Source organism: Anabaenopsis sp. FSS-46 (assembly GCF_029891665.1).
In the GTDB taxonomy this organism is placed as follows: Bacteria; Cyanobacteriota; Cyanobacteriia; order Cyanobacteriales; family Nostocaceae; genus Anabaenopsis; species Anabaenopsis arnoldii.
This window is the reverse complement of record NZ_JANQDG010000080.1, coordinates 80,117-105,921: the sequence shown is the minus strand read 5'-3', so window position 1 is coordinate 105,921 and position 25,805 is coordinate 80,117. Positions and strand designations below refer to the sequence as shown.

At 41.2% G+C, this 25,805-nt stretch carries 17 protein-coding genes and 1 pseudogene; 9 read left to right on the top strand and 9 right to left on the bottom strand.

The window, feature by feature from the left end; genetic code table 11:
• Positions 1 to 28: 28 nt before the first annotated feature.
• A pseudogene (locus NWP21_RS09535) lies at positions 29 to 109 on the top strand (RNA-guided endonuclease TnpB family protein); the annotation flags it as partial.
• Positions 110 to 161: 52 nt separating this feature from the next.
• Positions 162 to 1,112 carry an aldo/keto reductase gene (locus NWP21_RS09530; RefSeq protein WP_280792508.1) on the top strand — a complete coding sequence of 317 codons (951 nt, stop codon included), beginning with the start codon at positions 162 to 164 and terminating at the stop codon, positions 1,110 to 1,112.
• Positions 1,113 to 1,118: 6 nt separating this feature from the next.
• On the opposite strand, the gene NWP21_RS09525 is transcribed toward NWP21_RS09530, so the two are convergent.
• Positions 1,119 to 2,633, bottom strand: a complete 1,515-nt coding sequence (locus tag NWP21_RS09525) for a DEAD/DEAH box helicase (RefSeq protein ID WP_280792507.1) — start codon at positions 2,631 to 2,633, stop codon at positions 1,119 to 1,121.
• A gap of 250 nt (positions 2,634 to 2,883) precedes the next feature.
• The gene (gene rimO, locus NWP21_RS09520) at positions 2,884 to 4,203 is read right to left on the bottom strand and encodes a 30S ribosomal protein S12 methylthiotransferase RimO (protein ID WP_280792506.1); all 1,320 of its coding nucleotides are present in this window, start codon (positions 4,201 to 4,203) and stop codon (positions 2,884 to 2,886) included.
• A 1,059-nt stretch (positions 4,204 to 5,262) separates the two neighbouring features.
• Between rimO and btpA the strand changes: the two genes are divergently transcribed.
• Both btpA and NWP21_RS09510 read left to right on the top strand, forming a co-directional pair.
• On the top strand, positions 5,263 to 6,114 hold the full coding sequence (gene btpA, locus NWP21_RS09515) for a photosystem I biogenesis protein BtpA (protein ID WP_271731823.1): 852 nt from the start codon (positions 5,263 to 5,265) through the stop codon (positions 6,112 to 6,114).
• Between the two features lie 87 nt (positions 6,115 to 6,201).
• Positions 6,202 to 7,191 carry a vitamin K epoxide reductase family protein gene (locus tag NWP21_RS09510; RefSeq protein WP_271731824.1) on the top strand — a complete coding sequence of 330 codons (990 nt, stop codon included), beginning with the start codon at positions 6,202 to 6,204 and terminating at the stop codon, positions 7,189 to 7,191.
• A gap of 98 nt (positions 7,192 to 7,289) precedes the next feature.
• On the opposite strand, the gene nadB is transcribed toward NWP21_RS09510, so the two are convergent.
• The 3 genes from nadB to NWP21_RS09495 all read right to left on the bottom strand — a co-directional run bounded on the left by nadB (position 7,290) and on the right by NWP21_RS09495 (position 10,713).
• Entirely contained in the window at positions 7,290 to 8,969 is a 1,680-nt protein-coding gene (gene nadB / locus NWP21_RS09505) for an L-aspartate oxidase (protein WP_280792505.1), read from the bottom strand.
• Between the two features lie 140 nt (positions 8,970 to 9,109).
• Positions 9,110 to 9,538, bottom strand: coding sequence for a photosystem II complex extrinsic protein PsbU (gene psbU, locus NWP21_RS09500; RefSeq protein ID WP_271731828.1), 429 nt, complete (start codon positions 9,536 to 9,538; stop codon positions 9,110 to 9,112).
• Positions 9,539 to 9,912: 374 nt separating this feature from the next.
• Positions 9,913 to 10,713 carry a DUF3120 domain-containing protein gene (locus tag NWP21_RS09495; RefSeq protein WP_271731829.1) on the bottom strand — a complete coding sequence of 267 codons (801 nt, stop codon included), beginning with the start codon at positions 10,711 to 10,713 and terminating at the stop codon, positions 9,913 to 9,915.
• A 204-nt stretch (positions 10,714 to 10,917) separates the two neighbouring features.
• On the opposite strand from NWP21_RS09495, the gene NWP21_RS09490 reads away from it, so the two are divergent.
• The 4 genes from NWP21_RS09490 (at position 10,918) to NWP21_RS09475 (ending at position 20,214) form a co-directional block, all read left to right on the top strand.
• On the top strand, positions 10,918 to 11,880 hold the full coding sequence (locus tag NWP21_RS09490) for an undecaprenyl-diphosphate phosphatase (RefSeq protein WP_280792504.1): 963 nt from the start codon (positions 10,918 to 10,920) through the stop codon (positions 11,878 to 11,880).
• Positions 11,881 to 11,906: 26 nt separating this feature from the next.
• The gene (locus NWP21_RS09485) at positions 11,907 to 13,232 is read left to right on the top strand and encodes a TIGR03279 family radical SAM protein (RefSeq protein WP_280792503.1); all 1,326 of its coding nucleotides are present in this window, start codon (positions 11,907 to 11,909) and stop codon (positions 13,230 to 13,232) included.
• Between the two features lie 503 nt (positions 13,233 to 13,735).
• Positions 13,736 to 17,485 (top strand): filamentous hemagglutinin N-terminal domain-containing protein, encoded by a 3,750-nt coding sequence (locus NWP21_RS09480; RefSeq protein WP_280792502.1) that lies wholly within the window; start codon positions 13,736 to 13,738, stop codon positions 17,483 to 17,485.
• 137 nt (positions 17,486 to 17,622) lie between these two features.
• Complete coding sequence (locus NWP21_RS09475; protein ID WP_280792501.1) at positions 17,623 to 20,214, top strand: CHAT domain-containing protein; 2,592 nt, start codon at positions 17,623 to 17,625, stop codon at positions 20,212 to 20,214.
• 5 nt (positions 20,215 to 20,219) lie between these two features.
• On the opposite strand, the gene NWP21_RS09470 is transcribed toward NWP21_RS09475, so the two are convergent.
• Genes NWP21_RS09470 through NWP21_RS09455 form a run of 4 tightly spaced genes read right to left on the bottom strand, consistent with a single transcriptional unit; the run spans position 20,220 to position 24,953 of the window.
• A complete protein-coding gene (locus tag NWP21_RS09470; protein WP_280792500.1) occupies positions 20,220 to 21,014 on the bottom strand; it encodes a DUF928 domain-containing protein in 795 nt (264 codons plus the stop codon).
• Positions 20,995 to 23,337, bottom strand: a complete 2,343-nt coding sequence (locus NWP21_RS09465; protein WP_280792499.1) for a CHASE2 domain-containing protein — start codon at positions 23,335 to 23,337, stop codon at positions 20,995 to 20,997. The genes NWP21_RS09470 and NWP21_RS09465 overlap by 20 nt, the downstream gene beginning before the upstream one ends.
• A gap of 28 nt (positions 23,338 to 23,365) precedes the next feature.
• The gene (locus NWP21_RS09460; RefSeq protein ID WP_280792498.1) at positions 23,366 to 24,283 is read right to left on the bottom strand and encodes a DUF1822 family protein; all 918 of its coding nucleotides are present in this window, start codon (positions 24,281 to 24,283) and stop codon (positions 23,366 to 23,368) included.
• A gap of 58 nt (positions 24,284 to 24,341) precedes the next feature.
• Complete coding sequence (locus NWP21_RS09455) at positions 24,342 to 24,953, bottom strand: sigma-70 family RNA polymerase sigma factor (RefSeq protein ID WP_280792497.1); 612 nt, start codon at positions 24,951 to 24,953, stop codon at positions 24,342 to 24,344.
• A gap of 231 nt (positions 24,954 to 25,184) precedes the next feature.
• On the opposite strand from NWP21_RS09455, the gene NWP21_RS09450 reads away from it, so the two are divergent.
• Positions 25,185 to 25,577 carry a hypothetical protein gene (locus tag NWP21_RS09450; RefSeq protein WP_280792496.1) on the top strand — a complete coding sequence of 131 codons (393 nt, stop codon included), beginning with the start codon at positions 25,185 to 25,187 and terminating at the stop codon, positions 25,575 to 25,577.
• Positions 25,578 to 25,805 lie beyond the last annotated feature (228 nt).

The following is a 25,805-nucleotide window of genomic DNA, read 5'->3' as shown; positions in this document are numbered from 1 at the left end:
TCACATGATCTCACAGCTAAACATTGGTTTGAGTAGGCAACATAAAAAAGTTGCTGATCAACGCAAGGATTTTCATTTCAAAACCGCCAATAGTCTGTTGAAAAAATATTGTGACGGTAAACTAAAGAAGTAAAGAAATGTAAATAAAATAAATATTCAACATGGAAAACATCACATTAGGACAAAATGGACCGAGTGTTACACCCCTGTGTATTGGCACTTGGGCTTGGGGTGATAAACTTTTCTGGAATTATGGCAATGGCTACGGTACCCAAGAGTTGGAAGGAGCGTTTACAGCAGCATTGGAGGCTGGTGTGACTTTCTTTGACACTGCTGAAGTTTATGGAATGGGACTGTCAGAAAAATTATTAGGGCAATTCATGCAAACAGCATCAAAACCTGTGCAAATAGCTACGAAATTCGGCCCTTTACCTTGGCGGTTTACAAGTCAGTCTGTTTCAGATGCTTTAACGGAGAGTCTCAAACGGTTACAACTAGAGCGCATTGAACTCTATCAAGTCCATTGGCCCTTTGCTTTCTTTTTAAGTCAAGAAACTTTGATGAATACCCTAGCCGATGAAGTGAAGCGGGGTAGAATTGCGGCGGTGGGGGTAAGTAATTATTCAGCTACTCAAATGCGAGAAGCCCATCAAATATTAGCGTCCCGGGGAATACCTTTAGTTGTGAACCAAGTCCGCTACTCTTTATTAAGCCGCCAAATTGAAACTAATGGAATTTCAGCCACAGCCCAAGAATTGGGCGTGACTATTTTGGCGTATAGTCCCCTGGCTCAGGGATTGCTGACAGGTAAATACACACCTGAGTGCGCCGAAACTCCCAGTGGTGTGAGGAAGATGGATCCGCGGTTTAGTAAAGAAGGTTTACAGAAAATTGCTCCAGTCATTTCTTTACTCAACAGTCTGGGAGAAAAGTATGGTCGCACTCCTGCCCAAGTAGCCCTGAATTGGTTAATTGCTCAAGGAAATGTGATTCCCATTGCTGGGGTAAAGACTCCCCAACATGTCAAACAAAATGCAGGCGCTTTGGGCTGGAGATTAAACACCGATGAAATTGGACAACTAGAACAGGTCAGTCGTCCTTGGTTGAGTTAATCAACCTTACTCTCTAAGTGCATTTGAGGATGACACAGAAGCGTCACGGCGGGTTCGCAGCTTGGGCTTGGGAGTCCCTCGGTTACCTTCGTCTCCACCATTGCTGTCCGATTTGTTCCAGGAGGAGCGGTTTCTCTCACCGGAATATTCACCACTACGACGCTTGGTTAACTTCGGTTTGGAGGAGGACGGTTCATCATCTTGGGGGTCTACCCCTGATTGCAACCAAGCCGGACGAGTTTGATCATAAGCAATTTGTAATGCGGCTGCGGCGATCGCATGAGCATCATATTCTTCAAGTAGTTCGCTAACTATGGGCAAGAATGAAGCTAGGCGTTCGCCAGTTAAGGCTTCTTTAACTTGTTCTTGTAATTTCTGGATATGTCGCGCTTCAATCTGGGCCCGTGTAGGAATGGACAACAATTGCCAATTTTGGCGGTTATGGCGCTCAAATACCTGTTGTTTACGCCGCTCAAAGGGCTGTACTAATGAAATTGCTGTACCTTCTTTACCAGCGCGACCGGTACGACCAATGCGGTGAACATAGGTTTCGGCGCTATCTGGTAAGTCGTAGTTAATGACATGGGAGAGCAGATCGACATCTAAACCCCGTGCTGCAATATCAGTAGCTACTACCCATCGCACTTGACGATTACGGAATCTGGTCAATAATCGCTCCCGTGCTTGTTGAGACAAGTCGCCGTGGTATTCGTCCACGCTATGACCGGCTGCTTGTAGTAAATTGGTGAGTTCCGCCGCCGTCCTTCTGGTACGCACAAAGATTAAAGCTGTTTCTGGATCTTCCATTTCTAGAATTGGCTGTAATGCTTTAGCTTTTGTCCAGTGGCGGGGGATAAGATAAGCTACTTGATTGATTTTGTTGGGTGTGGCTTTTGGCTGCTCAACGGTGACTGTGGCGGGGTTTCGCAGGAATTTATTAACAATCATGCGAATTGACGGTGGCATGGTTGCTGAGAATAAAGCTGTTTGCCGCTCTTTGGGGGCTTGAGATAGGATTTTGATCACATCATCAATAAAGCCCATGCTCAACATTTCATCGGCTTCATCCAAGACAAACCACTTGACTTGATCGAGTTTTAAACAACCCCTATCTAGTAAGTCAATCATCCGCCCTGGTGTACCTACAACCATGTGAACACCACGTTTTAGTTGCATCATTTGGCGTTCAATGGACTGACCACCATAAATTGCCAGAATCCGTAATCCTTCGTTACCTGCGAATTGGTTGATGGCATCGTGAACTTGAATTGCTAACTCACGGGTTGGTGCCAATACCATCGCTTGTACGGCTTTGTGATTCACATCTAGCTGCTCTAAAATTGGCAGAGAAAATGCTGCTGTTTTGCCTGTTCCAGTTTGGGATTGACCGACTACATCCCGACCTGCTAGCAGTTGGGGTATGGCTTGGGCTTGAATATTAGTAGGTGTGGTAAAGCCAATGTTTTCTAATTGCTCAACACGTTTTTGTGAAATACCTAATTCTTGGAACGAAAGAGTCATTAATTCTCCTAGATTTTGTTTTTTGGTTTTGGTTTGGTAAATCTGACGGCAGTTGTATTGGTTTGCCAGATTTAAAAAAAGTGTCTGCAACCCTCTTTTAGGTGAGGATGCTACGCAGTCAACTAACGCCGAGGGATACTCTGGAAAGTAGACTCAGCGATACCCTTTGCCGCTCTGACATGACTTCTCTTCTAGTCGATACCCTGGGAGATGGCAGTACTGCACTCAGTGAAAGCTACTTCTACTTGTGCTAACTACTGACAACTTCACCGTAGAGGTCATATGTATCAGCACCGTGAATCGCTACTGGCACAATGGTTCCCAATTTTGCCGCCCCATCGACATATATCTGACCATCGACTTCTGGGGAAAATCTGCCAGAGCGACCTATGAGCTTTCCACTTTCAGGGTGTTCTTGTTCAATCAACACATCAACGATTTTGCCGATTTCCTGTTGATTTTTTTTGGCGGCAATTGGCTCTTGAAGCGCCATTAATCTATGCCAGCGCTCATCCATCACCTCTTGGGGTAACTGATTAGCTAGCTTGTAGGCGGGTGTTCCTTCCTCCGGCGAAAAGGTGAATGCACCCACATGATCAAATTCGTGGCGCTTGATGAATTCTAGTAGATGCTCAAAATGTTCCTCTGTCTCTCCGGGAAACCCAACTATAAATGTTGTCCTGAGTACGGCGTTTGGTAGGGCTGCTTTGATGCGTTTAATAATCCCATCATTTACCCGTCCTTGCCAGGGACGATTCATTGAGCGCAGAATATCTGGATGAGAATGTTGTAGGGGCAAGTCTAAATATGGTAATACATTCTTGGTTTGTTTGATTGCCTCTATGACATCTGGGGTCAGCCCGGTGGGATATGCATAGTGCATTCTGATCCACGGTACATCTACTCGACCTAGAGCATGAAGCAATTCGGCTAACTTTGGTTGTCCATAGATATCTAAGCCGTAATTGGTGGTGATTTGGGAAATTAAAATAATTTCCTGCACGCCTTGACTGGCTAACTGCTCTGCTTCAGTAACTATAGATTCAATAGTACGCGATCGCTGGTTCCCTCGCAGATGGGGAATAATACAAAATGCACAACGATAATCACATCCTTCGGCCACTCGCAGGTAGGCAACGCCTTCAGTTGTAGTGCGATAACGCGGTGTGGTCTCGTCTGCAATGTAGGTCGGCTCTGGACTAACCTCTTTGACCTGCTCTCCTTGTTCTACACGCTCAATTACACTTACAATCTTGTGATAATCACCTGTGCCTACTAGTGCCACTGCTTCCGGCAACTCTGTTAATAATTGTTCCTGGAAGTGTTGGGCCATACAGCCAGTAATCACAACTTTCTTGTTGGCTTCTGCCAGTTCTACTAAAGTTCTGACAGATTCTTGTCTTGCTGTTTCTATAAAACTACAAGTATTAACTATAACATAGTCTGCTAACTCTTCATTTGTATCTACACCATAGCCTGCTTCTACAAGCAGTCCTAGCATATGTTCTGTATCAATTCGATTTTTCTCGCAACCCAGGTGCGAAATGGCAATGGTTGGCTTTTCACCCATATTTTGAAAACATTTTCCGTTTTTTCTAGTCGGATAAACAAGCAGCGATGGTTTCGCTTCTTGTGATATACACCTTTACACAGTCAGGGGCTAGAACAACAGTTTTTCACTGCCACCTACTGCCCGCGGGTGCAGTGCCATAGGAGATTTTCCGGCCATGTTATTATATATGTACTACTTAGTCTATTTCCCAGGGTAGGTTAAGTGTCTTTGAGTATGTTTAACACTTATATTTTTTTAACTTGTCTGTTGGTATTTTTGATTACCGCAGCGCCTGTGTTAATTTACCCGTCGGGAAGCCGCCCAAATGGCTGGTTTTGAAAAGTCGCTACCCTCAGGGAAACCGCGCTCTCTGGGTAGGTGATTAGGACCCAGGAGTACGAGACAACGCCTAATAAAGCAGTAAACCTACCCTGACGGTCAGGCTTTGCCGACGACGGTGCGTGGGCGGGGCGCATAAACCGGGGGAAGTTGCCTTGCGTCTTGTGAGTGGCAAACTCCTCTTCTAGCCTATTTTTATCTTAACATATCTTAGAGGAGGTTTTACGATAATTTCCAACCTAGGGAAGAGGTAGTAAGACAACCAACTCAAAAAACACTTGACTAGTTAGTTAAAAGTCAAGAGGAGCCAGCGCCATGATCGGGTTCCCGGACTTCAGGTGACTGGCGTTCAATAGTCAACAGTCAAACAATTTTGGATTTGAGATTGGCAATTTTAGATTGACTGCACCCACAAGGGCATACAGGTTAAGGATATGAGATTTACCTTCTCCTATGCCACCCCGCACTACCACCCTATGAGGTTGACTCTGGTCAAGGTAGAGGGTAGTAGAGACGTTGAGGATTTGAGATTTGTGCGGACCAAAAGCGGCTGGGCGGAGGGAATCAAAGAATTTTCTTTGAGTTTTTAGATTGAAAATCTCAAAAAACTGAAATGGACAAATCCGAAATTGAGGAATCCAAAATCTAAAATTGGCACAGTCAAATAAATTATAGACTCTAGACTGGTGGACACTAGACCCCGCAAAGCACCCCAAATATTAGGTATAAAACTAAGACGTGGACTTATATCAGTTATTTAAAACTCGAACACCAATTATTGGTGTGGTTCATCTACTACCACTACCCACCTCGCCCCGTTGGGGAGGTAATCTCAAAGCGGTAATTCAGCGTGCCGAACAAGAAGCAGCAGCCCTGGCCAGTGGAGGAGTAGACGGCATTATTGTGGAAAACTTTTTTGACGCGCCTTTTACCAAAAACCAAGTTGATCCAGCTGTTGTAAGTGCCATGACTGTGGTGGTACAACGAATCAAAAATTTAGTGACATTGCCCATTGGTTTAAATGTTTTGCGCAATGACGGCAAAAGTGCAATGGCGATCGCCTACGCCACCCAAGCACAATTCATTCGCGTCAATGTATTGACAGGGGTGATGGCAACGGATCAAGGATTAATTGAAGGTGAAGCTCATCAATTACTGCGTTATCGCCGAGAATTAGGCTGTGATGTCAAAATTCTAGCTGATGTGTTGGTGAAGCATGCCCGCCCCTTGGGTTCCCCTAATCTCACAGTTGCCGTGAAAGACACCATTGAAAGAGGTTTAGCAGATGCCATAATTTTGTCTGGCTGGGCTACTGGTAGTCCTCCTAACCAAGAAGACCTGGAACTAGCTATTGGAGAGGCAAATGGCACTCCAGTGTTTATAGGTAGTGGAGCGAACTGGCAAAATATTGCTACACTGATGCAGGCAGCAAATGGGGTGATTGTTTCCAGTTCCCTGAAGCGCCATGGTCGCATCGAGCAACCAATTGACCCGATTCGCGTCAGTCAATTTGTGGAAGCTGCCCATACTCGTTGGCATCCCAACGGCAAGATTCAGTCTATTTCTGGGGCTGTGAAAATACATTCTTAGGAGACTCCAAGGGAAGGTTCGGGAAGTAATTTTCCCAGACTATGACTAATGACCAATCACCAATGACCAATCACCAATTAGCAGTTTATGATTCGCCGCCGTTCTACTCCTTGGATTCATAAATGGTCGCGTCCATTGATGGCCGCGATCGCTGGATTTGGTGCCTTGACCACAGGTTACATCACCATAGAAAAGTTAACAGGAGGCAGTGCCGCTTGTGTAGCCCAAGCTGGTGCCAGGGGCTGTAATGATGTCCTTTCCAGTCCTTGGGCAACCATCACCATTCTTAACCTGTCTGCGCCCTTAGCCTTATTTGGGCTTTTAGCGTATGTGAGTATGGTGATTTTGGCTGTTGCTCCCTTAGCTTGGAAACCAAGTGATAAAAATACTGTCAAACAACTGGAAAACTCAACTGGGTGGCTACTGTTGGTAGTATCCGTGGCTATGTCTGTTTTCAGTGGCTATTTAATGTACCTACTGGCATTCCAAATCCAAGCTGTTTGTTATTACTGTATTGCCTCCGCTGTGTTCTCTGTGAGTCTTTTAGTTTTGACCATTATCGGTCGGCCTTGGGAGGACTGGGGGCAAATTTTGTTTACCGCTATTATTGTGGCCATGATCACACTGATTGGTACTTTGGGTGTGTATGCTGGGGTGAATTCTTCAGGTACAACTTCTGGAGAACCTCAAAGAATTAGGTTTACACCCCAAGTAAATCCTGACCCAGCTTTTGGTTGGGAAATCACCACTACATCTGGTGAGGCAGAAATTGAACTAGCAAGACACCTAACAACCATAGATGCTAAGGAATATGTTGCCTATTGGTGTCCTCACTGTCATGAACAAAAGCAACTTTTCGGTAAAGAAGCTTACAAGATTCTTGAACAGAACAATACTATGGTGGAGTGTGCTGCTGACAGCCCTAAAGGTCAACCAGAAGTGTGTCAAGCTGCCAACATTAAAGGCTTCCCTACTTGGATCATTAATGGTGAAGTCTATAGCGGGGTTCAAAACCTCGACGAACTGGCTAGAATTTCCGGCTACACTGGACCTAAGAACTTTCAGTATTTTCGATGATTGATCAAGGTTGGCTGTTAGTACTGACTGTCAAATCAACACCCATCAAAAATCAACAGTCAACATTATTGTTGACTTTTTTTTGCCATGGAAAATGACTAATCTTTCCAAATCATAGATTTATGGTATTGGGATTTTTGTACTAGAGTATGGACTTGCCAATCTGGGTCTGGTTGAGGATAGTCTAGGCGGTAATGACCACCCCGGCTTTCAGTTCTAAATGCGGCACTTTTGAGAATCAGATGCGCTATATCTAATAAATTCCGGGTTTCTGCCCAAAGTCGCAATTGCTGTTCCACATCTGTGATCTGGAAACTCACCGATTGATTAGGACTCAAAGAAACTAGGAATTGACTCAAAGGTAAAGCGGCAAAATCTTTTTGCCAAGATTCTACAATGGCAATGGCTGATTCTAAACCTGACTGCTCCCGACAAATTCCCGCACTTTGCCACAGCAAAATTGGTAAATTTTTTCTCAGTATTTCTAGCTGTGTTTTTTGGCTTTGCCATTCACTGATATCGAGGCTGAATTCTTCTGCTGGCACTATTGGCACTTCTGAGGATGGTGTCATATCTTGGAGATCAATATTTGCCATCTGGGCTCCGAAAACAATACATTCCAGCAAAGAGTTACTCGCCAAACGATTGGCACCATGTACCCCCGTACTGGCATTTTCTCCCACTGCGTACAAACCGGGAATGTTGGTGCGATTCATTAAGTCAGCAACAATACCACCCATCCAATAATGGGCAGCTGGGGCTACAGGAATGGGTTCGTGGAAGACATCAATTCCCCAATATTGACAAACTTTAATGATATTAGGAAAGCGATGACGAATTTTCTCAGGAGATATGGGGCGCATATCTAACCAGACGTGGGCGGTAGCAAGATCAACGGCGGTGTGTTTAAGATGGCTGAAAATAGCTCTACTAACTACATCTCTGGGTGCTAGTTCACCTGCGGGATGATAATCAAAAGCAAAACGCCGTCCAGTGTCATCAATCAAGTGTGCGCCTTCGCCACGTACAGCTTCACTAATCAGAAAGTGGTCTGCACCCGGTAAGGTGAGGGAAGTGGGGTGAAACTGCACGAATTCTAAATCTCGCAGAATAGCCCCGGCTCGATAGGCCATAGCTACCCCATCCCCTGTACTGACGGCTGGGTTAGTTGTTTGGGCAAAGACTTGGCCACCGCCACCGGTTGCCAAAACCACGGCAGAGCTTCTGATGGGTGTGATTTTACCTTGATAGAATAGGCTGATACCCTGACATCTGCCGGTTTGGGGTTCTAGCCACAAATTCAAAGCCAAAGCTTGCTGGATCACTTGAATGTTTTGGCGACGCAATACTTGTGCTGTCAGGGTGGTGGTGACTTCCCTACCTGTACTATCGGCGGTATGGAGAACGCGGGGGTGAGAATGGGCGGCTTCTAAAGTTAAAGCCAAAGCTTGACCGTTACGGTCAAAGGCTACTCCCAAGTTTACCAGGGATTGAATACACTCACTTGCTCTTTGGGCTAGGAATTCTACGGCTGTGCGATCGCACAAGCCTGCACCTGCGTGTAATGTATCCTCAATGTGTAATGAAGGCGAATCTTCTGGGGCGATGGCGGCCGCAATACCTCCTTGGGCCCAATCACTGGCAGATAAACAGACAGTTTCTTTGGTAATTAAGCCAACTCGCAATTTCTCTGGTAGACACAGTGCTGTATATAGTCCAGCAGCACCAGCACCGACTACTAAAACATCAAATTGGCTAGGAATATCTATTTGCAGCAAAGTCTAATTTGGGTAGCAGGGGCTTTTAATTAGGGAGTAGTGGGACGGGTCTCTCCCATTTTGAGAAAAAGCGGCCACTCCCTAAAATTAGGAAGTTGGCTGCTATTGAGTATATTTAGTTAGCTTAACTGTTGAGACAGTTATCTGTAGATGCCGTTGTTAAAGCGATCGTCTCCAGCGTTGAAGATGGTTTCTAATTCGGTGACTGTAAAGTTATCTAAGTTAGCTTGTAAAAGTTCTTTTTGGCGATCGCTTAATCCCGGAATATTCAAGACATCTTCCACCTGATCGTAAGGAGCATTGAGTACGATTTTTTTGGCTAGGGTGGGGTACAGACCTGGATACTGTTGAAAAGCTCGCACGTTGGTGTTATTCAAATCAACTTTTTGACCAAATTCTGTGCCTAACTTAGCATCTGCTCTATTCTGCCGTGTCACCGCCAAAACTGCCACTGGACTAAAAGTCACACTGTTTATATTAGCAGCCGCAGCTATCTGAGTTGTTCCCAGCCATCCCCAGGATCCGACTACCAAGCTAAATACTGTTAATAAACGCACCAATGTTTTCACAATTTTTCTCCCTCTTTCCATGAAAATAAGATAATCATGTTTTGCTAAATGCTATCAACTATAAGCTGAATTCAGGCCAAAGATGTCAAGCATACCGTTGAATACTGGTCAGCGTCTCATCTTCGGTTCTTGACCATAGATAGGTTGAGTATATCTATATGATCGTCATGATCTTCCTTTACCTGAAATTGGAGCTTCATAGCCTAGTCAGCACATAGCAGTCATCAAAAACTAATATACAGTGTATTAATACCCCCAATATTTGCTGCTACTGGGTTGGGTCTGATGTTTACAAAAAGTTATCTAGATGACTGGGATTTTGGCAAAACCTATAGATAGGTTTTTTCTATACTAGCAACATATTGAGAGAATTTTTAAGCGGCAGATGCAGCTATTAAGAACAGGCTATCTACCAAAATTGTACTTAAAACTGCGCCACTAAAGGCGTACCAATGTTTTGATTTTGTACGTAAGGGTAAAACCCCTGCGGTTAATAGCATTAGTAGCCCCATTACTGCCCAGCCTTGTCCCCAGGGCGTTTGTACTTGGATTAAGGCATTTTGTAATATTGGTGACACGTTATTCGGGTCTACCTGCATAATTTGCCGCCAATAAGGCATCAAGTTTACTATATAAAAATATACATCAGTCAAAGCTGTACCGAGTAAGGAACCTAAATAAAACCAGTTACCAATTGGCCCCCAATTCTTAAGGAGACACCAAGCGGCAAATGGCAAACCGATTGATTCTACTGGTAAATGCCATAAAGGTTCCCAACGTAACCAACCCCAGTAAATGGCTCCTGCTAACCAACTCCAGCTAAAGCCAAAAAGCAAATCTCCCCATATATAAGTTTGAGGACGCGACATTAAAATAAAACTCAGCCATACCCAAAATCCTGTCAGGGCTACACTTAGCACTGGTAGCGATCGCACTAATGGCGCTTCTATAAATACTGGTACTGATACCAAAAACACAGCCGCAGCCAAGATTAACCAAGTCTGTCCCTTGGTCGTAGATATGAGTAGGGAAGCAGATAAGCCAAGTGTAGATTCTAACTTATGGATACTATTTTGCCCCTGGTCAATGGGGGGTAAATCAGTATTTATAGGAGTCTGGGGAGTAGTGATGGCTGGCGTGGTGCAGCCATAGGAAGACAAAGTATTGTTAATCAAAGTTTTTAATATTTGTTACTAAACTTTATGTTAATTAAGATATCACAGTTAAAAATGCCCTGGGGGGGGATTTTTAGTTTACCTAATTTTTGCATAAATTGACTAGCAGCAGGGTAAACTGTGCTGATGACTTTTTCCTGGCAAGTGGCCCAAACAGATGTTTTTATAATTGGTTCTAGCGCTTGGCTATCACAAATAAATTAAATGGTTTTATCAAAACGGCAATGGTTCGTATTCCTAAGTGCAGCATCTGCTATTTACTCGGTTGCAGCATTTCCAGCAAAGGTTTTAAGTACCGAAACTCTCCTGGGGTCAGGGGAGGTACAGCAACTGAATATCCTGCAAGCTATTTTTTTAGGCTTTGTCCAGGGAATGACTGAATTCCTTCCCATCAGCAGTTCAGCACATTTAAAGGTTGTACCTGTAGTGCTGGGTTGGGGGGATCCGGGGGTAGCTTTTACGGCGATTATTCAACTGGGTAGTATTGTGGCTGTGCTGTGGTATTTCTGGGGTGATATGACCCAAATCATCAAGGGAGCAGCAAAAGCGATCGCCGTCAAAGACTACCAAAGCCATGACTTCAAGCTATTTGTGGGAATTAGTTTGGGAACAGTCCCGATTATCTTCTTAGGACTGTTAATTAAAGGATTAATCCCAGACTACGATAATTCACCCCTGAGAAGTCTAGCAGCGATCGCCATAGCCTCTATATTCATGTCGCTGTTATTGGGAATAGCAGAAAAACTGGGTAAACGTCAACGTGACTTTGAGCATCTGACCATGAAAGATGGGTTATGGATGGGTTTAGTTCAATGCTTGGCTTTAATACCTGGGGTATCTCGTTCAGGTTCCACTATGACTGGTGGACTATTTATGAACTTAGAGCGGGATACAGCTGCAAGATTTTCGTTTTTGCTGGGAATTCCCGCCATTACCCTAGCAGGATTAGTGGAGTTGAAAGATTTTTTAGCAGTGGGTGTAGGTAATGTGGGTATGGTTCCTATGGTTGTCGGAGTCATTTCATCTGGGATATTTTCATATATGGCGATCGCTGGGTTGATACAATTCCTAAAAACCCAAAGCACCTGGGTATTTATTTGGTATCGCCTAGCCTTTGGTGTAGCAATCTTAGGTGCAATTAGCACCGGATTGTTGAACAATAGTTGATATTCATTGGTTCCGGGTTTCTCATCATGTCTACCATCCGTCCCGCTCAAATCACCAGAGTATTACCCGATTCTATAGGCGCAGAAATTGGCTTTGAAGCGGGGGATGCTATAGTTGCCATCAATGGCATACAACCCCGTGATTTAATTGATTATCAGTTTCTCTGTGCTGACGAAGTGCTAGAACTAGAAGTTTTAGACCCATCTGGAAAAACTCATCACATTGAAATAGAAAAAGATTACGATGAAGACTTGGGGCTAGAATTTGAAACTGCTTTATTTGACGGTTTAATTCAATGTAATAACCGTTGTCCCTTTTGCTTTATTGACCAGCAACCACCCGGTAAGCGTTCCAGCTTGTACTTAAAGGACGATGATTACCGTCTGAGCTTTTTATATGGTTCCTATTTAACCCTGACCAATTTACCCGAAAGAGAATGGCTGCGGATTGAACAAATGCGCCTGTCTCCCTTGTTCGTTTCTGTTCATGCTACGGAACCGGAAATCAGAATTAGACTGCTAAAAAATCAACGTGCAGGCAAAATTTTACAACAAATTAAATGGTTCCAAGACCGCAGACTACAAATTCATGCTCAAGTAGTTGTTTGTCCTGGGATCAATGATGGTCAACACCTAGAACAAACACTGAAAGACTTAGCAGTATTTCATACTGGAGAATTACCCGCTGTGGCATCAGTAGCAGTAGTTCCCCTGGGTTTGACGCGGTTTCGCCCCGCAGCAGATGAGCTGATACCGGTAACAAGGGAAAAGGCTCAAGAAGTGATTTCCCAAGTCAAAACCATGTCCCAGAAATTTCGCCACCAATTGGGATCGGGTTTTGCTTGGTTAGCAGATGAGTGGTTTTTGATTGCGGGTGAGGAATTACCCAGCGCAGCAGAATATGAAGAGTATCCACAGATTGATAACGGTGTGGGTTCCATTCGTTTATTTATTCAGCAATTTGCATCTACCGCAGCGCAGTTGTTACCGTCAAAGCTAGATGAACCGAAAAAATTGACTTGGGTGGTGGGTAATGCTGTGGAACAAGCATTCCAACCGATTTTACAACGCCTCAATACTGTTGAGGGTTTAGAAGTGAAGATGGAGGCTTTAGCAAGTGATTACTGGGGACAAAATATTACTGTCACTGGGTTAATTACGGGTCATGACCTAGTTTTAAATCTTCTGGGAAAGGATTTAGGAGATGGAATTTTATTACCAAAGGTGATGTTAAAACATGGGGAATTAATATTTTTAGATGATATGAGTGTTGCTGAGGTAGCTGCAAAATTAAATACAAAAATTTTGCCAGTTGCTGGGGTTGAGGAATTAATCAATACTTGTATTAATTAATTGATACAGTACTGGTAGTTTGGCGATCGCCCTGATCTACACTCATCAAACCAGACTAAGAGGATGTTTGATATAGCCTTTTTCAGGCTCATGAAGTACACACCAATTCCCTATTCCCTATTCCCTGTTCCGGTGTTCCCTCAAACTAAAAAAAATTGTACCTCACGAGCATGGGAAATGCTATAATTTTTATCTGAGGGAACAGGGAAGACACAAAAAACAATCAAATCCAGTCCCCTCCCCTTACAAGGCGAGGTTTAGGGAGGGGTCAAATAATATTCGATACACTAATCATGACTTGACAAACATCCTCTTAGCGGTGAACTCACCAGAACACCCTATTTTTTACTTGAGTTTTGCGCCAACTTCTGGCTAAATTAGATGAGAGTATAATCATGACGTGAGAAGTCGGGGATCTGTATTGCGATCGCCATGGGTTCAAAGTTATGAAAATGAACAGTTGCAAAAAATACTCTAGTTGTCAATTGATCTTACCAATCATCTTGAGCTTAATTACAACTGTAAATCCTCGGTTAGTTAAAGCTCAACTGATACCAGATAACACCCTCAATTCTTCTGTGAGGAATGAGACAATCAAAGGAAATAGCAGTGATATTATTGAAGGAGGCGTAATTAGGGGTATTAATTTATTCCACAGTTTTACAGATTTTAACGTTGGTGCAAACCAGGGGGTGTATTTTAGCAACCCAGATAATATTAGTAATATTTTAACCAGGGTGACTGGGATCAGTCATTCCAATATTTTGGGAACTTTGGGAGTGTTGGGAAATGCGAACTTATTTTTAATTAATCCCAATGGTATTACCTTTGGAGCTAATGCTAATTTAGATGTAAAAGGTTCTTTTGTGGCCTCTACAGCCGATAAAGTTATATTTGATAATTATGAGTTTAATACTACTAATCCCACACAGCCACCTTTATTAAATATTAATATTCCCAGAGGGTTAAGATTTCGGGACAATCCTGGTAATATTAGCCTGAATAATTCAAATCTCACCATTCCTGAAGGTAAAACCTTAGCTTTAATCGGTGGTAATGTGAGCATTGATAATGCCAGGATTATATCACCGGGAACTCAGGTAGAGTTAGGTGGTTTAACCCAAACGGGTACAGTTAATTTAGATGAGGGTTTGCGTCTGAGTTTTCCTGATAGCTCAGGTGGCGCAGATATAGATATAACCAAAGGAAATGTCAGTTTAACCAATGGCGCTCAGGTCAATGTTACTGGGGGTGGTGGTGGAAGTATCACCATTAATTCCCGCAACTTAGATATTACCAGAGGTAGTCAACTGCGTGGGGGAATAGCATCAGGTTCGGGTTCAGTAGATACTCAAGCAGGAAATATTCAAATTAATAATACAAATCAAATTAATTTAGTTGGTAGATTCAGTGTTATTGATAATCTGGTGAGAGATTTAGGTACAGGTAACGCCGGATATATTAATATTACCACAGGTTCTTTAACTGTCAAAGATAGCGCTTATCTTGATACTAGCACCAGTGGTCATGGAAATGCGGGTAACATAAATATTCTGGCTTTAAGAGGAGATGTGATTTTTGAGAATACCGGTTATTCACCGGTAATTTATACTGGCATTTATACAGCTAATGGGCAAGGTAAAGCAGGGGATGTAAATATTAGTGTCAAGAATGGCTCCTTAGTAGCTAAAAATGTTGAGATTAATTTAGAAAATAATCAAGGTAGGGGAAACGCTGGTAATATTAATCTCACAGTCAAGGATAATATTACTTTCGATTATAGCGATTTGAGGAGTTATACTCAACCTAATACGGTTGGTGATGGGGGTAATATTAATGTTATCGCTGATCAATTAACTATCAACAATTCTTCTGTGTTTAATGCTGGTGTTTCTGGTATAGGGAATGCTGGTAAGATTAATCTTACCAGCATTCATATAGATATTACAGAGGGGTCTCAAATATCTGCTAGTACATCGGGTATTGGTAATGCTGGTAATATTGAGATTCTCGCCGATGGTACTACTCGCATAGATGATAGTTTAATTTCTAGTCGTGTCAATAGTCAAGCTAGAGGTAGCGGTGGGGATATTACCATTAAAACCAACTCCCTAGAGGTTACTAATGGTTCTCAAATTCAAGCTAATAGTTTTGGTGTAGGTAATAGTGGAAATCTAAATTTTCATACCCAAACTATGAAGGTTGACGGTGTGGGAACCGCAATAGGAAATGTCATCGGAATTTTTCCCAGAGCAGGTATCTTGGGTCGGGGAAATGCAGGTGATATTAATATTAATACTGGGTCTTTAGAGGTGATAAATGGTGCTAGTTTATTAGCTAGCTTAGGAGGGGAGGGTCAAGGGGGAAATATTAATATTAATGCTGATAATTTAGTGAAATTTGATGGTTTTGGGAGTGTAGCTGAAAATCTGATTTCTGCTACTGGGGTAGGAAATACAGGTAATATTAATATTGCTACTGGGTCTTTAGAAGTGACAAATAATGCCTATCTCAACGCCTCTACATCGGGACAAGGTAATGGGGGAAATATCAATATTCACGCCAGAGAACAGGTAACATTTGCTAATGGAGCGCTGACAGGTGCATCTAGTAATGTCGGTCTGACTGGGGTGGGTAATGCTGGTGATATTATCATTAATACAAATTCTTTAAATATCGGCACTTTTAGCGGTTTAACTACAGCTACCCTGGGAAAAGGAAAGGCGGGAAATATAATTATTAATGCTGCTAATAATGTTGATATTCAAAAGTTAGGTCGGGTTTCTTCTGATATTTTAAATGGTACGGGAAATGGTGGTGATATTCAGATCACAACTAGTTTTTTCAGAATGTCCGACAATGGGGTTATAGAAGCTAAAACCGGAGGACAAGGAAACGCGGGTAAGGTAGAAATTAATGCTGGTGCTGGGGTGGAAGTTTCCGGTAAAGCTAATATTTCCACTAATGTAGAACCAAGAGCAGTGGGAAATGGCAATGATATCATAATTATATCGCCATCGGTGACTATTACAGATCAGGCTCAACTGGTTGCTAGTACTGGGGGACAGGGAAACTCAGGAAATGTGAGAATTATTGCTAGTGACCAGGTAGTTTTTGAGGGGGGAAGTAGGGAGCAAGTAAGTGGTGTATTTACTGTGGTGAAACCTACGGGTAGAGGGGATGCTGGTAATATTGAGGTGAATACATCTGTGTTGACTTTGAGTAATGGTAGTGAAATTAATGCTAGCACCTTGGGAGCAGGTAAAGCTGGTAATATTGTGATGAATGCTCGTCAGCTGGAGATTAAGGAAGATGGGCGTATTTTATCTGTTACTGAAGGTGAGCAAAAGGCTGGGGATATTGTCCTTAATATTATTGAAAGTATTAACCTGAATCAGGGTAATATTTTAGCAACTACAACCCCTAACTCTACAGGAGAGGGGGGTAATATTCTCATAGACCCCATGTTTTTTACCTTAAATAATGGTTCTAGAATTGGGGTTAGTAGTGAGGGTAGGGGAGATGCTGGTAATATTAATTTAAGGGCGGGAAATCTGACTGTTAATGATAGTTCGGCTTTGTCTGCTGGGACATTTAGCGGTGAGGGTGGGAATATTATTTTGGATATTGATAATCTTTTACGGTTGAATAATGGTGAGATTACCACTGCAGCAGGTGGTACGGGAAATGGTGGTAATATCAATATTAATGCTGGCTTTTTAGTGGGGAGAAATAATAGTCAAATTAGTGCTAATGCTGTTGAGGGTAATGGAGGTAATATTCAAATTACCACTAACCGCCTATTTTTTACCCCGGAAAGTATGATTAGCGCTAGTTCACAATTGGGTATTGATGGAGTGGTTGAAACTAAGATTCTGGGGGTAGACTCGACTCAAGGGTTAATTGAACTACCGGAAACTATAGTAGATGGGAGTAGGTTAATTGCTGAAAATGTCTGTTATCAGGGAAGTGATAGCGAATTTTACCGCACTGGTAGGGGTGGTTTACCTGTGACTCCCAATCAGGTTTTAGAAACCCATACTGTTGATGTGGGGTTAGTTAAACCGGTGGTCAGTTCTCCTGTGAGAGTGGTTTCTCAGTCCAATTTCAAAAAATATCGCCGGGAAATTGTCCCAGCTAGGGGTATGGTGGTTAATCAGGATGGTAGTGTGATCTTGGTTGGTTATGACCCTGGGAATAGGGGGTTACAACGGCCAGGAAATAATATCAATTTACCAGGAAGTTGTTCATAAAGAGTTGGTTTTACTGAAAGTGATTTGTTGGCGATCGCCTGGATGTATGATCATTTACATTTATATTAATATTTTGTAATATTTTGTGGTGCTAATAAAATATGGGATTGATAACAGTATTACTATTTATCACATCCATGACCATTTCCCCCGTGGTTGCTCAGAGTCAAAATAATCCCTTAGCAATAGTCCAACAAGCTCAAGATTTATACCAACAGGGAGAATTTACCGCAGCGGTAAGTAAGTGGAAACAAGCTGATTATGCTTATGCTGTCCAGGGAGATAGACTCAATCGAGCTATGGTATTAGGTAATCTGGCTTTAACTTATCAACAATTAGCAAATTGGCCCAAATCAGCAATATATATAGATGAAAGTTTAAATATTCTAGGTACTCTGGAACAGACAACTGAACAACAGCGAATTTTAGCCCAAACTTGGGATATTCAAGGACAGCATCAGTTAATGATCGGTCAAACAGAACGGGCTGTGGAAAGTTGGCAAGATGCTGCTAAAATTTATGGTGAGATTGGTGAATCAGGGTTATTATTTGCTAATCAGGTCAATCAAGCCCAAGGGATGCAAAAGTTGGGCTTTTATCCGAGGAGTTGTCGGATTTTACTCACTGCTTTTCAGATCAATGCTGAAAATTGCCAGGGAAATTTACAAACATTAATCCCTAGTTTAGATCATGTTAACTTGATTCAAGTTAAAGGATTACATAGTTTAGGCAATGCTTTGAGAGGTGTGGGTAATTTGGCTGCGTCTCAAGGGGTTTTAGAGATGACACAGCACCTTGTCCAAGGTTCTTTTCCTGAATATGAAAGTTATATTTTACTGAGTTTAGGTAATACCAAACGCAGTTTATGTGAAGAAAACCAAGATAAATTTTGTCAACCAGCACAGCAAGATTACCGCCAAGCAGCTAGTCAAGCACCAGTAGGACAGATTAAACTAGAGGCAATTCTCAATCAGATAGAATTATCTCAAGATATATCCCCAATTCAGGAAGCTGAAAAACTGATTGGTAATGTACCCTTGAGTCAATCTAGGCTATATGCAGAAATTAAGTTAACTGAATATCAATTCTGTCAGGAAGCAACAAAGTTAACCTGTCTGCAACCCAGGGAGGAAAATGATCCCAAGAATAATTGGAATCAAGATTTAGTTTCCAGAACATTGTTAAAACTAATTGACATAGCTCAGACAGCAGCAGAATTAGGAGATCAACGCACCCAGTCTCATACTTTAGCTCTGGTGGGAAGGGTATATGAGCAACTGGGAGAATGGGAAAAAGCCCAAGAATATACTCTGTTAGCTTTAGATATCACTCAACAATTAACAGCTTTTAATATTTCTCTACTAGATTATCAAATCCAATGGCAGTTAGGTAGATTATATCTTCAACTCCATCAAAAACCAGCAGCAATCACAGCTTATGGTAATGCGGTTAATTACCTGAAAAATTTGCGTAGTGATTTGGTAACTTTGAATCCAGATGTACAGTATGATTTTAGGGAAAGTGTTGAACCAGTATATCGGAAATATATAGATTTACTTTTAACCGACCATCCCAGTCAAGATGATTTAAGAAAAGCCCGTGATGTGATTGAGTCTTTGCAATTAGCAGAGTTAGAAAACTTTTTTAGAGATGCTTGTATAGAAGATAATACCGTTAATATTGATGATTTTGTCCAGCAATCAGCCCAAGCTAAATCACCTACAGCTATATTTTATGGGATTATTTTACCCCAACGCCTAGAGGTGATTGTCACTCTACCTGAACAACCTTTATTACACTATACTACGGAAATTACTCAGGAGAGATGGGAAAGTAAATTAGAACAATTACAGGAAATTGTCAAAAAATCTTACCCAGATCCCCAGTTAAACCGGTTATCTCAACAGGTTTATCAGTGGTTGTTTGCTCAGGTTGATCCTGTGTTAACAGCAAATAATATTCAGACTGTGGTGTTTGTTGTAGATGGATACTTACGTAATGTTCCGATGGCGGTTTTGGATGATGGAGAAAAGTATTTAATCCAAAAATATGCGATCGCCTACAGTCCTGGTTTAAAATTACTTCAGCCCCAAACCCTCAAACAACAGTCCCCAATTACCTTATCTGCTGGAATCAGTACAGATCAAGCTCCCAGTTTTCCAGATGAAAATAACTTGGGACCCTTACCATTTGTCAGGTTAGAACTCGATCAGATCAAGTCTTTATTCCCAGGGGAGCAACTGCGTGAGGAACAGTTCACTAAAAAGAACTTACAACTGAAAGTTAGTCAAACTCGTCCCCAGATTATTCACATAGCAACTCATGGACAATTTAGCTCTAATCCTCAAGACACTGTTATATATGCTTGGGATGAACCTGTTAATATTAATGAATTAAGGGATTTATTAGCAAATAGAGAGCCACTAACATCTGAGAATATTGAACTACTAGTTCTGAGTGCTTGTCAAACAGCCACAGGAGATAACCGCGCAGCTTTAGGATTAGCAGGGTTAGCAGTCCGTTCTGGCGCACGTAGCACTTTAGCGACTTTATGGACAGTAGATGATCAATCAACTGCAGTCTTAATCAAAGGATTCTATCAGGAATTAATTAATTATCCTGATTTGACCAAAGCCCAAGCTCTGCAAAAAGCACAGTTATATCTTTTAAATAACAACTTCTCACCCAGTGATTGGGGTAACGTTGTTTTGGTGGGAAACTGGTTATAGCTTGATCACTCCACCAGGCTACAACAATCTACTACCTTTTCCCTAACTATATCATGTAAATCAATATCCATTAACAATTTTTGCCAATCTGCTGGGGAATTTTCCACCGCTAAAGTAAAAGCATCCTGCCAAATACCCTCTTGGGCTAAAATAAAAGCCTGCTCTTGTTTCGACTTACCCGCTAAGGTTGGGGTTAAAGCATTGAGTTTTTCTTTGTCTATCCATACCCACCCATTCACACCAATGTCATCTTGGGGATTACATTTCAAAGAAACTGACAAATACCAATGATATTTCTGATTATCCTCTAGTTTGATTTTGTCTACCAGGGATAGGCGAATAATTCCGGGAGTTGCTTCTAAGGTAACATTACCTTGATAAACTGGTTGATGTTTTCGTCTATCTGCAACCCCATCCCAGATAATTAATTTACTGCTCTCCACATCTCTAGGTGAGTAGGGAACATAAAACCAGAGACTGGGTGATGATTTTATAGTTGTTCCCCACACAAGAGTTAAAAGACTGGGTTCAAGAATACTGGGTACTATAGCAGTTAGGGGGGGTTGGATGTGAGGACAATTGTTAGGACTACGTGGACCTCCTTGTACCCTACCCACTGGTGCGCCTTTGTCTCCTAAATCTGGGGGTGGTTCGTCTTTTTTTTGCAGGAATTGAATTAATGAAACCTGATTGGGGGGAGATTCCCCTTGTACTTTCAGTAATATCAGTGGGAAGCTGATTAAGCCCAGCATTAATACTGAGATATATCTATAGTTAATTTTACTTATTTTCCTTAACATGATTTATTCTGGTAATTGGTGAAACATAGGCGTAAATTGTGATGAAAACTAATGCGATGATCGTGGGGATGAATGGACCTGTAATATAAACGTAATAGCCAATACCGGTTATGATGATAATTTCCCCAAGCATGATGATTACAGATAATGATTTTCCTCCATATAAAATAGGTATACCCCCTATGAAAGTAATCAGTAAAATTGCAGCAGCATCACCCCACCAAGGTAAAAAGGTCAATAGTTTTCTCTCCCCTAAAGCAATACTGATTAATTGACTAGTCATATGTGCATGAATCTGGACTCCGGCCATCTCTTCACCAGGTTTATCACTCACAGGGGTAGCATAGAAATCATTACCTTTGGCTCTGGATATATAACCTACCAGAACGATTTTATTTTGGAAGAAATCCGCAGGAAAATCATGATTAATTACCCTGTGTAAACTGATTTCTGTAGCTATATTTTGGGTAGAGCGATAGTTCAATAATATTTGATAACCACCATCATCTATTGTTTGATAAAAGCCGACTTTGTTGTTTAACTCCGGTAAAATTACCTGACCCAGTTGGAATAACTTACCTGTGGGAGTTTGTATAACTTCTAATTTTATTCCTGCTGATTTGCTTAAAAAGTTCCGCGCTAGTTGTAAACTTAAAGCATGGCGAGCTTGACAAACAGAACTATCAGGGGGGTCCATATAAATAAGATGGCGACGCAGGACACGATCGCCATCAACTACAAAGTCATTAAAGCTAAGATTATTTTTTCTGCTGTTCTGGGGTGGAGAATAACCGTAATCATCAGAGGTGGTAATTATGTGTTCACCAACTTTACAGATGGGGAAAATATGGGAATTTTCTCGCAAATAACTAGTTAATTGGGGATAAATATCTACTTGATTAACTGAGTAGGTGGGAATATCCCGGAGGATATCTAAACCTATGGTTGCGGGTTGATGTTGATTAATTTTTTGTAACGCTTTTAATAATAATTCATCGGTGATTTTAGATGTGTTGAATAAACCAGGAAAATTTTTCATGTCCTCATCTGTGACTTTGACAATTACTATACGAGTATCTGCTTTTTCCTCCCTTCCCATCCCCATCATTTGATCATAAGTTTTGAGTTCCCTATCCTGTAACCAACCAAGCGATCGCACCCCCATCACTAACCCAGTACACACAAAACTGGCTAATAATAATTGGATAACATTCACCCTGTGTAATTTTCGGGTGGGGGTTTTTTCTCCGCGTAAATCCTCCCAGGTTAGTGGTACTATTCCCGGATTTTGAAACATCATCGGTAACCAAGTTGCACAGGGAAACTTATCTTCTAACCCTTGTAATTTCTCCCTAGCATCTCTGAGAGAAAGATATAGAGAATTACCCCCAGCCAAATTTTGTAAAAAGTATTCCACAAACTTATGAGCTACTGCATCAGGAATCAACTCCCGCATCACTATTATTTGAGGAATCTGCAACTGAAAAAGACTTTTAGCTAATCCTAATCCATCACAGGAGTTAAAGATTGCTAACTTTAAACCTCTGTCAATTGCCTTCCTTAATCCCTTACATAGGTCATCAATAGTCATACTATCATCAGGATTAATATCAATTTTACCTACTTGGGATTCCGTTCTACTATGTCCGGCAAAAAAGATAATATCCCATTGATCTTCCCACAACTGGTCATTAATTTCCCGGCGTTGGGGTTGATATAAACAACATACATCAACATCAGGTAAACCCTGTAATATATTTTTATCGATATTAATATCAATACCTTGAGGACTACCCAAAATTACTAAAACTTTGACTTTTCCAGGATTGGTATTTATGCATTTAGTTGCTTGGTAATTTCCATAACTCCAACCCAATTCGGCGTAGGGATAGGATTTAAACATATCCCATTCATACCAAGGTAGCTTTTGTAAACATTCATCATGACCACGCATCAAAAATCGCGCCGGTTCAGTTGGGCTTAACTGTTCTTTAATACAATCATGAATTTCCCGAAACCCTTCGGACTTCACCCATTGATTTAAACTCTTTTTTAACTCAATACTAGATTGATGACACTGTTCTAAGCATGATTGTACATATGTTTGAGTGATAATTTGCTTATTTTTAATGCGATAGGATGCTGCTAAACTCCGGTAGATTTTCCAGTGAGATTCACATCCCTGGTGTAGTTCTGGAGCAGGAGGTAAGTTTCCTTGGCGACCACAAATAATGGTGCTGTAACCCTCCTCCTTAATCTCCAAACTCACGTGAAATCCCTGTTTTAGGTGACCATTCAAGTCAAGAGTTACTACTTTACTCATGGTGGTGCTTTCATCACTTGACTCATAATTATACAATAAACTCCTCTGTAATCTCTAGCTCTCCAAAACAAATTTTAATACTAAAAATTTCTTGTATTTCCCCATGAAATTGAAACCGGAGAAACTGATCATTCTCCCCAGATTCTACCTGCATTTCTAATTTTCCCTGTGCGTCAAATAACATTAACCGCAATCCAGAAGGTAATTTTTTTTGTATATAGGAATACAAATTTATAGATATCGCCATTTCTGAGTTAAATACTGGAGTCACCGCTACACATAACGTCACCCCCTGCTCACCTTGAATAAAATCTAACTTTTTACCCCTAATAATTGTGTTGCTATCTCTAAAACCAAAACTCAATTGATGGACAGGATCGGTGAAAATATTTTCCAATAACTCCCAACCAGATTCATAAACATGATTTAACCAGTCACTGAGTTGAACCATAGGGGTTTCTGATGTTAATTGACTGATATGCTCAAATAACGTTTTTATTGGTAGTAACTGATTAACAGATATATCTTCTGTTGTCACTTCTGGGGTAAACCCCAGTAAATGCGCCGAACTTTCTTCTAGATTAATCTCAACTACTACATAACCGATTCTCTCATCCATGACTTCTAAAGGAATAGGACATTTTTCCTGGTTACCAGTTATGGGACGACATTCTAAACGCCCCACACCTGTAATTTCTAAATCAGCAACATCAGCAGCGAAACGTACCACCGGATTCCAACTATCTCCCGCTGTTAAATCCGTCTCAATTCCCATAATACCTAAGTAATTATTTACTAAGTACACAGCTAAAGTATTGAGATAAACTTGCTGTGCTTTAAGATTAGGCTGTTGTTGAGCAAATTTTACAGCAGTATTAATTGCTTGTTGAGTAATAATTAATGGGATAGCAATATTTGCTTGTTGCACATAACTTTGATTGGACATAGTTGTTATCTACCTTGTAATTTTCATAATTGGATGGGAGATTTACTAAAATCTACTTTTAGATATACCCTTGCTCATTACCGAATTTCCGTAATAAAGGTAAGCAATTACGGCTATACCACTTCGGTAAATTTTTGCTTTCAGCATCGTTTAAATTAAACTCTTGGGCGATTTCTTTCCAAGCAGGAATATGAGGGGGTAATCTCCGTAAAATAATCACTTGAGCCGTAATTGCTGGATGATGGGGAAAATGGACATTACGTAATACTTGTTCAGGGTCATTTTTTACCCATTTAGCAGTTTCCTCCCATATATCCAGTGATGGTTCAATGTCTTTGTGAGATAATGGTTTATTAATCAGGGGATAGATTTTTTTGTTTCTGATTTCTTCATTATGTCGATATCTAGCCAAAGCATTTTTTAAATGTCTGTTGAACCAGGTAATTACTTGGGTTTGTGTAGAATCATATTCATGTAAATTTTGACAGCAATATCTCCACATGTCCTGTAATGCGTCTTCATAGTAGGGTTTATATTCTCGCCAAAGTTCCCCAGATGCGGTTACTAATAGGTATATTTCATTGATTTTTTGATACTTTTGTTTGCTTTTTGGGGGTAATCTGATCGCCTCATTAATCAGTTGACATAGTTTTTCATTGATATCACTCATAAACAAGTTTTCCAGGTTGAATGTAGTACATAAGGTTAAATATGTATTTTCGTTTAACCCACACATTTATCTATGGGACGCTGACAGCTATTTTTCGCAGTTATTTTTATATGTATATCTTATATAAATCATCTTACTTAATAAGTAATACTAATCCTTAAAGGTGCGAAAACTCGGTTTCAGCTTCTAGTAATAACTAGAAGTTAACAATTACCCTCTGGTGAGGTAACTATGAACAAGTTGCATAAATTACTTATGACTACCACCGCCACAGTATTTATATTTGGCGGGAATATGAACCTAGCTCCCGCACAAAATAGCCCTGAATTACTCGCAGCATTTACTTCTCAAAAGAGCGATCGCCAAGTAGGGATAGACCAAAGCTGTGTTCATTACTTTTATGACAGTGGTGACTTAGTAGAAAAATGTACATCTTTTATTAACAGTGGTTATACTCGTCCGCGCACACGCCAGGTAGATGTACGAGGTAGATGGAGACGTAGCGGGAACTTTATTTATGTTGAAGTCAGAACTTCATCAGGGTTATCTGGTACCAGGAAATATGAAATTATAGAGGAAGGTTTGGTAAATGTACAAACAGGAATTCGTTTAATTAAACAGTAATGCTCCTGGGAGTTCTTCCAATTTTTACACACCCATCAAACTTTTTTAATACTATTCTTTAACGCAAAGGGGCGCTAAGGTAACGCTAAGGTGCGCAAAGGTGGAAGGCTCACAACTTGTAACTAAAACAGGGATTCTATTTAGTAGTGCGGGTATCTTACCCGCTATCTCTAATTAATTTAACCCCAAAGGGGACGCTTACCTACGTCAATAAAACCACAATAGCCA

Bases quoted from the DNA above. Each gene is read 5' to 3' on its own strand.
- NWP21_RS09530 (WP_280792508.1), top strand. From the start codon at position 162: ATGGAAAACATCACATTAGGACAAAATGGACCGAGTGTTACACCCCTG.
- NWP21_RS09525 (WP_280792507.1), bottom strand. From the start codon at position 2,633: ATGACTCTTTCGTTCCAAGAATTAGGTATTTCACAAAAACGTGTTGAG.
- rimO (WP_280792506.1), bottom strand. From the start codon at position 4,203: ATGGGTGAAAAGCCAACCATTGCCATTTCGCACCTGGGTTGCGAGAAA.
- NWP21_RS09510 (WP_271731824.1), top strand. From the start codon at position 6,202: ATGATTCGCCGCCGTTCTACTCCTTGGATTCATAAATGGTCGCGTCCA.
- NWP21_RS09490 (WP_280792504.1), top strand. From the start codon at position 10,918: ATGGTTTTATCAAAACGGCAATGGTTCGTATTCCTAAGTGCAGCATCT.
- NWP21_RS09485 (WP_280792503.1), top strand. From the start codon at position 11,907: ATGTCTACCATCCGTCCCGCTCAAATCACCAGAGTATTACCCGATTCT.
- NWP21_RS09475 (WP_280792501.1), top strand. From the start codon at position 17,623: ATGACCATTTCCCCCGTGGTTGCTCAGAGTCAAAATAATCCCTTAGCA.
- NWP21_RS09470 (WP_280792500.1), bottom strand. From the start codon at position 21,014: ATGTTAAGGAAAATAAGTAAAATTAACTATAGATATATCTCAGTATTA.
- NWP21_RS09465 (WP_280792499.1), bottom strand. From the start codon at position 23,337: ATGAGTAAAGTAGTAACTCTTGACTTGAATGGTCACCTAAAACAGGGA.
- NWP21_RS09460 (WP_280792498.1), bottom strand. From the start codon at position 24,283: ATGTCCAATCAAAGTTATGTGCAACAAGCAAATATTGCTATCCCATTA.
- NWP21_RS09455 (WP_280792497.1), bottom strand. From the start codon at position 24,953: ATGAGTGATATCAATGAAAAACTATGTCAACTGATTAATGAGGCGATC.
- NWP21_RS09450 (WP_280792496.1), top strand. From the start codon at position 25,185: ATGAACAAGTTGCATAAATTACTTATGACTACCACCGCCACAGTATTT.